General features: G+C 73.7%; 9 protein-coding genes. 6 read left to right on the top strand and 3 right to left on the bottom strand.

The window, feature by feature from the left end:
* Nucleotides 1–112 precede the first annotated feature (112 nt).
* From AB0I77_RS35945 to AB0I77_RS35930, 4 genes are all read left to right on the top strand, one after another.
* Nucleotides 113–1,585: an MFS transporter gene (locus AB0I77_RS35945; protein WP_363286979.1), complete on the top strand. Its 1,473-nt coding sequence runs from the start codon at nt 113–115 to the stop codon at nt 1,583–1,585.
* A 362-nt stretch (nt 1,586–1,947) separates the two neighbouring features.
* A complete protein-coding gene (locus tag AB0I77_RS35940) occupies nt 1,948–2,442 on the top strand; it encodes a hypothetical protein (RefSeq protein ID WP_363286978.1) in 495 nt (164 codons plus the stop codon).
* A 19-nt stretch (nt 2,443–2,461) separates the two neighbouring features.
* The gene (locus AB0I77_RS35935; RefSeq protein WP_363286977.1) at nt 2,462–3,169 is read left to right on the top strand and encodes a futalosine hydrolase; all 708 of its coding nucleotides are present in this window, start codon (nt 2,462–2,464) and stop codon (nt 3,167–3,169) included.
* Complete coding sequence (locus tag AB0I77_RS35930; protein WP_363286976.1) at nt 3,159–4,004, top strand: 1,4-dihydroxy-6-naphthoate synthase; 846 nt, start codon at nt 3,159–3,161, stop codon at nt 4,002–4,004. The genes AB0I77_RS35935 and AB0I77_RS35930 overlap by 11 nt, the downstream gene beginning before the upstream one ends.
* 18 nt (nt 4,005–4,022) lie before the next feature.
* Here AB0I77_RS35930 and AB0I77_RS35925 read toward each other — a convergent pair whose 3' ends face one another.
* Nucleotides 4,023–4,406: a cold-shock protein gene (locus AB0I77_RS35925; protein ID WP_363286975.1), complete on the bottom strand. Its 384-nt coding sequence runs from the start codon at nt 4,404–4,406 to the stop codon at nt 4,023–4,025.
* Between the two features lie 163 nt (nt 4,407–4,569).
* Here AB0I77_RS35925 and AB0I77_RS35920 point away from each other — a divergent pair, with 163 nt between their 5' ends.
* Entirely contained in the window at nt 4,570–4,818 is a 249-nt protein-coding gene (locus AB0I77_RS35920; RefSeq protein WP_363286974.1) for a hypothetical protein, read from the top strand.
* On the opposite strand, the gene AB0I77_RS35915 is transcribed toward AB0I77_RS35920, so the two are convergent.
* Together AB0I77_RS35915 and AB0I77_RS35910 are read right to left on the bottom strand one after the other, a co-directional pair.
* On the bottom strand, nt 4,797–5,441 hold the full coding sequence (locus tag AB0I77_RS35915; RefSeq protein ID WP_363286973.1) for a haloacid dehalogenase-like hydrolase: 645 nt from the start codon (nt 5,439–5,441) through the stop codon (nt 4,797–4,799). The genes AB0I77_RS35920 and AB0I77_RS35915 overlap by 22 nt on opposite strands.
* Nucleotides 5,442–5,512: 71 nt before the next feature.
* Nucleotides 5,513–6,589, bottom strand: coding sequence for a hypothetical protein (locus AB0I77_RS35910; RefSeq protein WP_363286972.1), 1,077 nt, complete (start codon nt 6,587–6,589; stop codon nt 5,513–5,515).
* A gap of 187 nt (nt 6,590–6,776) precedes the next feature.
* Here AB0I77_RS35910 and AB0I77_RS35905 point away from each other — a divergent pair, with 187 nt between their 5' ends.
* Nucleotides 6,777–9,305, top strand: a complete 2,529-nt coding sequence (locus tag AB0I77_RS35905; protein ID WP_363286971.1) for a helicase-associated domain-containing protein — start codon at nt 6,777–6,779, stop codon at nt 9,303–9,305.
* Nucleotides 9,306–9,465 lie beyond the last annotated feature (160 nt).

Raw genomic sequence — 9,465 nt, 5'->3', positions numbered from 1 at the left:
TACCTGTTCGTCGGCGCTCGGCCTACACCGACGGGTCTGTTCGCCGTCAGAAGTACGTGGCATACGCGCGGGAACCGCACTACAGACGGCTTTCTCGGGGCACTATGACGGGGTGGCAGCCGCGAAGACTCCCGAAGATGCCACCGGGGTCGGTGGGTCCAAAGGAATGTCCAAAGGGATCAAAGGGGTCAAGGGCGGCAAAGGCAGCGGTCGTCGCCCCGGAACAGGCGGAACGGGCCGGACCGGCGGCCCCCTCCGCTCGATCGGACGTGCCCTGCACCTGCCCGTGACCGGTCCGGCCCGCGGCATCCGCAAGGCGACCCATGCGCACGGCGCCGGCGAGTCCGGCCTCGGCAAGCTGATCGAGCTGCACGGGGTGAACGGCGCCGGGGACGTGATGATCACGGTCGCCCTCGCCTCCACCGTCTTCTTCTCGGTCCCCACGGACGAGGCCCGGGGCCGGGTCGCGCTCTACCTCGCGATCACCATGGCGCCCTTCACGGTCCTCGCCCCGGTGATCGGTCCGCTCCTGGACCGGCTGCCGCACGGCCGCCGGGCGGCGATGGCGGGCGCGATGCTGGCGCGGGCCCTGCTCGCCCTGATCATCTCCGGGGCGGTCGCCAGCGGCAGCCTGGAGCTGTATCCGGCGGCGCTGCTCGTCCTGGTCGCCTCGAAGGCGTACGGGGTCATCAGAAGCGCGGTCGTGCCCCGATTGCTCCCACCCCGCTTCTCCCTCGTCAAGGCGAACTCCCGGGTCACCCTCGGCGGTCTCCTCGCGACCGGCATCGCGGCGCCGATCGCGGCGGGGTTGCAGGCGATCGGCCCGCGCTGGCCGCTCTACGGCGCCTTCGTGATCTTCGTCGCGGGGACGTTCCTGTCCTTCACGCTGCCGCCGAAGGTCGACTCGGCCAAGGGCGAGGACACCGCGCTGCTGGCCGCCGACGAGGAGCATCTGCACGGGCCGCACCTCAAACCCGTCAAGCGCCCCGGGCTGCGGACGGTCGGCTTCGCCGTCACCCACGCCCTCGGCGCCAACGCCTCCCTGCGCTGCCTGTCCGGCTTCCTGACCTTCTTCCTCGCCTTCCTGCTGCGGGAGCATCCGCTCACCGGCGAGAGCGCGGCGGCGTCGCTGGGCCTCGTGATCGTCGCGGCGGGCACGGGCAACGCGATCGGTACGGCGGTCGGGGCCTGGCTGCGTTCGAGAACGCCGGAGCTCATCATCGTGACGGTGGTGGCGTGCGCGCTGGGCGCGGCGATCACGGCCGCGATCTTCTTCGGCGCGTTGCTCGTCGCGTGCCTCGCGGCGATCGCGGGGTTCGCGCAGGCCCTCGCCAAGCTGTCCCTGGACGCGCTGATCCAGCGGGACGTGCCGGAGCAGGTGCGTCCGTCGGCGTTCGCGCGCTCGGAGACGATGCTTCAGATGGCCTGGGTCTTCGGCGGCGCGGTCGGCATCGTGCTGCCCCTCAACGGCACGCTGGGCCTGTCGGTGGCCGCCGCGATCGTCGCCACCGGCTGGCTGTCCACCGTCCGCGGCCTGATCACCTCGTCCCGCCACGGAGGCCCCGCCCGACAGAGGGTGGCGTAGAGCCTGCCCGGCCCCACCCGGCCGAAGGCGGCGGGCAGCCTGCCCGGCACCGCCCGGCCGAAGGCGGCGACGGCCTGTCCGCCCCGCCCGGGCGAGGGCGGCGTAGAGCCTGTCCGAGCCCCACCCGGCCAAGCGCGACGCACCGCCTCCCCCGCCCCACCCCACCCCGCCAAGCGCGACACACCGCCTCCCCCGCCCCACCCCGCCGAAGGCGACGCACCGCCTGTCCAAGCCCGCCCCGCCGAAGGCGACCTAAAGCCCGCCCCACCCCCACCCAGCCGAAGGTGGCGTAAGCCCGCCCGGCACGCCCGCCGCGCACCCCGCGTAGCGGGACGGCGGGCGGTGCCCGATAGCCTTCGGCCATGACCACCATGCGATCCGTTGTGCGACGCCGCCGGGCCGTCGCCGCCGCCGGTGCCGTTTCCGCCGGACTGCTCGTCCTGACGGCCTGCGACAAGCCGACGCCGCGCGCCACCGTGACGGTCGGCAGCAGCTCGGTGAGCGCCGAGGCCGAGTGCTACAAGGACGGCGACGACCTCGGCCGCGAGGAAGCCACCAAGTGCGCCCAGAAGACGTCGTCGGACAAGATCGACGTGCCGCAGAGCGAGACGCTGCGCATCGGTGTCGACCCGGAGATCGCGGACACCGGCTGGGCCCTGTGGATCAACGGCCAGCAGGTCACCAGCGTGTACAAGAAGACGTACTACTCCTTCCAGGGCGTCGACCTCTTCGCCGACCAGCAGGGCCAGGCCGCCCCGAAGACGCTGAACATCAGCATCGTCGAGCAGAACAAGGCCGCCCAGAGCGACGAGTTCAAGGGCGTGTGGAACTTCAAGCTGGAGAACGAGGACGCCTGATCCGCGTCCTCGCCCCGCCATGCGCATCCTCGTAGCCACCGCGGTTCCCGCCGAACGGGACGCGGTGGCACGCGCGTTGCCGGGCCCGGTGCGGGAGGCCCCGCTGCCCGGGGCGACCCTCCACCGGGCGCCCGACGGCCACGACCTCCTCGCCGCCGGCGTCGGCCCCGCCCGCGCCGCCGCCTCCACGGCCGCCGCCCTCACCGCCGCCGCCCTCGAAGGCGCCCCCTACGACCTCGTCGTCTCCGCCGGTATCGGTGGCGGTTTCCAGCCGGACGCTCCGCTCGGCTCCCTCGTCGTCGCCGACGAGATCACCGCGGCCGACCTGGGCGCCGAGACGGCAGACGGGTTCCTGCCAGTGACCGAGCTGGGCTTCGGGACCGTCACCCACCGCCCGCCCGAATCACTCGTACGAGTTGTCGTGTCGGCGACCGGAGCGCGGGCCGGTGCCGTACTCACCGTGTCGACCGTGACCGGAACGGCCGCCCGGGCCGCCGCACTGCGCGCCCGCCACCCCCGCGCCCTCGCCGAGGCCATGGAGGGCTTCGGCGTCGCCGAGGCCGCCGCCGCGCACGGGGTGCCCGTCCTGGAGCTGCGCGCGGTCTCCAACCCGGTCGGCCCGCGCGACCGCGCCGCCTGGCGCATCGGCGACGCGCTCACAGCCCTGACGGCCGGCTTCGGGAAGATCACAGCCGCCCTGGAGAGTTGGAACCCACATGACCGGTGACCAGTTGCAGATCGCCTACTCCCCCTGCCCGAACGACACCTTCGTCTTCGACGCCCTCGCCCACGGCCGCATCCCGGGCGCCCCCGCGTTCGACGTGACCTTCGCGGACATCGACCTCACCAACGGCATGGCCGAGCGCGGCGAGTTCGACGTGCTGAAGGTGTCGTACGCCGTGCTGCCGTACGTCCTCGACGAGTACGCGCTGCTGCCCTGCGGGGGCGCGCTGGGCCGGGGCTGCGGGCCGCTCGTCCTCACCCGTGGGCCGGGAGACCTCACCGGTCGTACGGTCGCCGTACCCAGCGAGAGGTCGACGGCGTATCTGCTCTTCCGCCTGTGGGCGGCGGACACGCTGCCGGGCCGGGTCGGCGAGATCGTGGTCATGCCGTTCCACGAGATCATGCCCGCCGTGCGGGACGGGAAGGTCGACGCGGGACTCGTCATCCACGAGGCGCGCTTCACCTACCGCAACTACGGGCTGCACAAGCTCGCGGACATGGGCGAGCACTGGGAGAACACGACCGGGCTGCCGATCCCGCTCGGCGCGATCATCGCCAAGCGGTCGCTGGGCGCCGAGGCCCTGACGCTGCTCGCCGACTCCATCCGGACATCCGTACGCGCGGCCTGGGACGACCCCGAGATCTCCCGCCCGTACGTCATGGCGCACGCCCAGGAAATGGACCCGGCCGTCGCCGACCAGCACATCGGGCTGTACGTCAACGAATTCACCGCCGACCTCGGCGAGGACGGCTATGCGGCGGTCCGGGGGCTGCTCACACGTGCGGCGGCCGAGGGGCTGGTGCCGCCCCTCGGCCCGCGTGCACTGGAATTTCCGTAAGTCGCGGTTACGTCGCGGTTATACGTCCAGCTGGTCGGCGACCGCGCGCAGCAGGCCCGCGATCTTCTTGCCGGAGGTCTTCTCGGGGTAGCGGCCCTTCTCGAGCATCGGCGTGATGTTCTCCAGGAGGGTCGTCAGGTCCTGGACGATGGAGGCCAGTTCGTCCGGCTTCTTGCGGGTCGCGGCCGCGACCGAGGGGGTCGGATCCAGAATCGTCACGGACAGGGCCTGGTCACCGCGCTGCCCGGCGACGACCCCGAACTCGACTCGCTGTCCCGGCTTGAGTGTCTCGACTCCGGCGGGGAGGACCGAGGAATGAACGAAGACGTCACCGCCGTCGTCGCGGGAGAGAAAGCCGAAGCCCTTCTCGCTGTTGAACCACTTGACCTTGCCGGTAGGCACGTCTGTCCTCGTCCTCGTACTCGTCGGAAAACTGCTTCTGGAAACGGCTCTTGATAGCACTTGGGCGGGTCGTGGGACCCGCCGGTTCCAAGGCTAATGGTCTTCAGGCCGGTGACAAGACGTCACCCGGTTGTTCCTTCGCGCTGGGAACTACCCTGGTCCGGTGCCTGACAAAACCCAAACGAATTCCGCCGCGGCCGGTGACCGACTGATCCGTGCCGGTGCCATCGTGTTCTTCATCGGTGCGGCGGCCACACTCGTCACCGTGGCCCCGTTCCTCCTCGGTACGACGCCTTTTCCGACGTACATGTTCGGATTGAGCATGCTCATGGGCGTCGGCTTCCTGCTGGCCGGCGCGGGAGTGTTCCAGTCGATCGCGGCGGGACGGCGTCAGGCGCGGGCCGGAAGGTAGGCCGAAAACCATTCCGGGAACAGCGTCAGGTCCTTGAGGACCACGTCGGCTCCGGCGGCGGTCAGTTCTTCCGCGTCGCACGGGCCGGTGGGCACCGCGACCGAGAGGGCGGCGGCGGTACGGGCGCCGCGGACGTCTCCGACGTGGTCGCCGACGTAGACGCTCGCCCCGTGCTCGCGCAGCGCCTCCGCCTTCCGCTCCGCCCACAGGTCGCCGACGACCGCGTCGGGCGCTATGCCCAGGTACTCCAGGTGCAGCTTGGCGTTGGGCTCGTGCTTGGCGGTGACGACGATCGCCCGCCCGCCGGCCGCGCGCACCGCCGCGATCGCCGCACGGGCGCCGGGCATCGCGGGCGTCGGGACGATGGCGATCGTGGGGTACATCGACCGGTAGAGGTCGGCCATCGGTTCGACCTGCTCGGCCGGGAACCAGTTGATCAGTTCCTGGGCGAGCGGCGGGCCCAGCCGCGTGACCGCCAGGTCGGCGTCGATGTACGTCCCCGTCCGCTCGGCCAGCGCCCGGTAGCAGGCGTGGATGCCGGGCCGGGAGTCGATGAGGGTCATGTCGAGATCGAAGCCGACGGTCGGGGCGGGGAGGGGCGCGCAGAAGGTCGTGGAGGCCATATGGGCCATTGTGCCCAGCCGCTGTGACGGGCAGGCACCGAGCCGGTGTGACCTACAGCTGCTTCTCTCGCCTACCGCTGCCGCTGTGACCGCCACACCAGATACAGCGCCGACGCCACGGCCGCGCCCCGCACCACCCAGGGCCAGGTCTCGGAGATCGCGTCGTTCATCTGGCCCTCGGCGAGGGGGGCGCCGCCCCAGCGGCCCTCGGTGCGGCCCCACAGCCAGACCACGCCGGCCGTGACCGCGAGGCCGGGCAGGACCATCACCGCCCACTTGGTCTCCGCGTCGGTCAGCCGCCGCGAGGCGTAGGCGATGACCCAGCCCAGCAGGAGGGCGAACCAGTTGCCGAGGACGGCGCCCGCGACGAGGAGCGCGGCGGCGAGCAGCAGGAGGGGGTTGGTCCAGCGGCCCCCCGGGCTGACGGGGAGGAGACGGCGGCGGGTGGGCGCGGGGGCGTCCGCCACGGCGGCCTTCCCGGCCCGCCACCGACGCTTCCTGGTCTTCCCGGCCTGTTCGACGGCCGGTGCGGGTGCGGGCGGCGGCTCGGCGGCCTCCCGCTCCGCGGCGGCGGCAGCCGCCAGCTCCTCCTTCGACGGCGGCGGCCTGAGCAGTTCCGGGATCTCCACGCCGCCGACGAACCCGGGCACGCTGTCCCCGACCCCGAAGGGGCTGCTGTCCACCCGCCACCAGTCGGGCTGGTTCGCGCTGTCCCCGAGCTCGTCCAAGCCCGCGCGGTGCGGCGAGGAGGGCGCGTCGGCGGAGTCCGCGGGGCTCGTGGCGGCCTGGGCCGGGCGCGGCCGGGGCACGACCCGCCGCAGGCCCTTGGGCCGCGCCTCGCGCTCCTCCGTCTGCCCGTCCCGCTGTACGGGCACAGCGGCGGCCGGTGGCTGAGGGGCCTGCGGGACACCCCCGGTGGCGCTGCCTCCCGCCGCTGCGACGACCTCGTCGGGGCTGCCGAGCCGGGCGATGATGCGGCGGACGGCGGCGGGGCTGTCGACGGTGGTCTTGGCGCGCCGCCGGTCGATCTCGTTGCGCAGCTCCGAGACCAGACGCATGCGGGCGGCCGACGGCAGCTGCCGCTGCTGCGCCACGTCGCCGACGCGGCTCAGATACTCGTAGACGACCTGGTCGCTCTCGATACCCACGAAGTCCCCTCCGGGGCCGGTGCCTTGGATACGTTTGTGGATACGTGCCTTGGATTCTCCGTGGGACGACGTTAGCGCAGGGCAGGTGGCGCGGTCGCGGGGCAGGTGGTGCCGAAGCCGCCGTGATTGCGCGCTCCGTTCGCCTGGCGTGCACCCGCCGGGCGGGCCACCCGCTACCGTTGAGCGGATGAGCAGCGATGAGAAGCCGGCCACGCCGCGGTCCCTCGCGGAGGCGCTCCGCGCGCGGGACGACGGTTCCCTGGCGGCGCTCCTGCGCGCCCGCCCGGACCTCATCACCCCCGTGCCCACCGATCTCACCCAGCTCGCCACCCGCGCCGGCACCCGCGCCTCGGTCGTGCGCGCCCTGGAGCGGCTGGACCGGTTCGCGCTCCAGACGGCGGAGGCGCTGGCCGTGGCGGCGGACCCGGCGCCGTACGCGGAGCTGCTCGCTCTGCTGGCCGGCGACGCGGGCGACCCGGCGGTCGAGGCGGCGCTGCCCCGGGCCCTGGGCACCCTGCGCGAGCAGGCCCTCGTCTGGGGCGGCGACGACCGGCTGCGGCTCGTCCGCACGGCCCGTGAGCTGCTCGTGCCCTCGCCGCAGCATCCGTCCCCGACCGGTCTGGGCCCGACCGTGCGGGAGGCGACGGCGGGCATGTCGCCGGTGCGTATCCAGGAGATCGTGACGGCGGCCGGGCTGCCCTCGACCCATGACTCGGTGTCGGCGGTCACCTCGCTCTGCGCCCTCTTCACGGACCGGCGGCGCATGGCGGCGCTGCTCGCCGAGGCGCCGGCGGAGTCGCGGGAGGTCCTGTCCCGTCTGGTCTGGGGCCCGCCCTACGGCCAGGTCACCGCCGAGCCCGCGGCGCATCTGCGCTGGCTCCTCGACCGCGGGCTGCTGCTGCCGACGGCGCCCGGGACGGTCGTACTGCCGCGGGAAGCGGCCCTGCACCTGCGCGAGGGCCGCGCGCACCGCACCGTCGAGCCGCTCCCGCCCGTCGTCGAGGCCGCCGCCACGCACCGTGCGCAGGTGGTGGACGGGACGGCGGCCGGGCAGGCGTACACCGCGCTCGCGACGATCGAGGAGCTGCTGAAGGACTGGGACGAGGGCGGGCCGACCGTGATGCGGGCGGGCGGTCTCAGCGTCCGCGACCTCAAGCGCACCGCCGTCGCCCTCGACGTCTCCGAGCCGATCGCCGCCTTCTGGGTCGAACTCGCCTACGCGGCCGGCCTGATCGCCTCCGACGGCGAGGCCGACGAGCGGTACGCGGCGACCCCGGCCTACGACGAGTGGCTGGAGCAGCCCGCGGCGCAGCGCTGGACGCGGCTGGCGGAGGCCTGGCTGGCGGCGACCCGGACGCCCGGGCTGGTCGGCGGGCGGGACGTCAAGGAACGTACGTTGTCGGCGCTGGGCCCGGGTCTCGACCGCTCGGCCGCGCCCGAGGTACGGCACCGGGTGCTGACCCTGCTGGCCGGGCTGCCGGAGGGGACCTCCCCGTCCGCCGAGTCGGTGCTCGCCCGGCTGCGCTGGGAGCGCCCCCTGCGGGGCCCGCAACAGGACGACGACCTGCGCGCCCGGCTCGCCCGGTGGACCCTGTCCGAAGTGGAGATGCTGGGGGTGACCGGCCGGGGCGCGTTGTCGGGGCACGGCAGGGCGCTGCTGGGCGCGCCAGCGCCGCGCAGGACCCCCGAGGAACCGGAGGGCCCGGGCGACAAGCTGCCCGTCCACCACCACGCCGTCCCGGTGGAGCCCCTCTCCCCCACGGAACAGGCCACCGCCTCCGCGGCAGCCGCCCGCCTCCTCGCCCCGCTCCTGCCCGAGCCCCTGGACCACGTCCTGCTCCAGGCCGACCTGACGGCGGTGGCGCCCGGGCCCCTGCGGCGCCCGCTGGCCGACATGCTCGGGGTGCTCGCGGACGTGGAGTCGAAGGGTGGCGCGACCGTCTACCGCTTCACGCCCGGCTCGGTGCGCCGCGCGCTCGACTCCGGCCGGGCCGCCTCCGACCTGCACGCCTTCCTCGCCGAGCACTCCCGTACGCCGATCCCGCAGCCCCTCGCCTACCTGATCGACGACGTGGCCCGCAGGCACGGCCATCTGCGCGTCGGCGCCGCCTCCGCCTATGTCCGCTGCGACGACGACGCCCTGCTCAACGAGATCATGGCCGACAAGCGCGCCGCGGGCCTGCGCCTGCGCCGCCTGGCACCGACCGTGCTGGCCACCCCGGCCGACCCGGCCGCGCTCCTGGAAGGGCTGCGGGCGATGGGCCTCGCGCCGGCCGCCGAGTCCGCCGAGGGCGACGTACTGATCACCCGTGCCCACGCCCACCGCAGCCCGCCGCGCACGGCCCCGGCGCCGGTTCCGGACGGCCCGCCGGTGCCGGACACCACGCTCCTGACGGCCGCGATCCGCGCGATCCGGGCGGGCGACCTCGCCTCGACCACCCCCCGCAAGGCCACCACCGCCCCGGCGTCGGGCGGCGAACTCCCCCGCACCAGCTCCGCCGAGACCCTCGCCACCATGCAGGCCGCCGTCCTCACCGGCGAGGCCCTGTGGATCGGCTACGTCAACGCCGAGGGCTCCGCCAGCCAGCGTGTCATCGCCCCCATCCGCGTCGAGGGCGGCTTCGTGACGGCGTACGACCACACGGCGGACGAGGTACGGACGTATCCGCTGCACCGGGTCACGGGTGTGGCGGAGCTGGCGGACGGCCAGAGCTGAGGGCTCACTCCTGCGGGTGTAGGTCCGGATTCATGCACGCCACGCCGGAGACTTCCCACCCATGAGGGAGCTTCTCCCGCGTTCCGCATTCCGGCGCGAACCGCCGGGCAGCCACCGGGTGTCCTGATCAAGCCCGAGCGCCCGGCTGGGAGTTCGGGCG

This window comes from Streptomyces sp. NPDC050619 (genome assembly GCF_040654815.1).
GTDB lineage: Bacteria > Actinomycetota > Actinomycetes > Streptomycetales > Streptomycetaceae > Streptomyces.
The sequence above is the reverse complement of the archived record's forward strand: the minus strand, read 5'-3'. Positions and strand labels throughout refer to the sequence as shown.

Excerpts from the sequence above, each read along its gene's own strand:
- AB0I77_RS35940 (WP_363286978.1), top strand. The coding sequence starts at position 1,948 with ATGACCACCATGCGATCCGTTGTGCGACGCCGCCGGGCCGTCGCCGCC.
- AB0I77_RS35935 (WP_363286977.1), top strand. The coding sequence starts at position 2,462 with ATGCGCATCCTCGTAGCCACCGCGGTTCCCGCCGAACGGGACGCGGTG.
- AB0I77_RS35930 (WP_363286976.1), top strand. The coding sequence starts at position 3,159 with ATGACCGGTGACCAGTTGCAGATCGCCTACTCCCCCTGCCCGAACGAC.
- AB0I77_RS35915 (WP_363286973.1), bottom strand. The coding sequence starts at position 5,441 with ATGGCCTCCACGACCTTCTGCGCGCCCCTCCCCGCCCCGACCGTCGGC.
- AB0I77_RS35905 (WP_363286971.1), top strand. The coding sequence starts at position 6,777 with ATGAGCAGCGATGAGAAGCCGGCCACGCCGCGGTCCCTCGCGGAGGCG.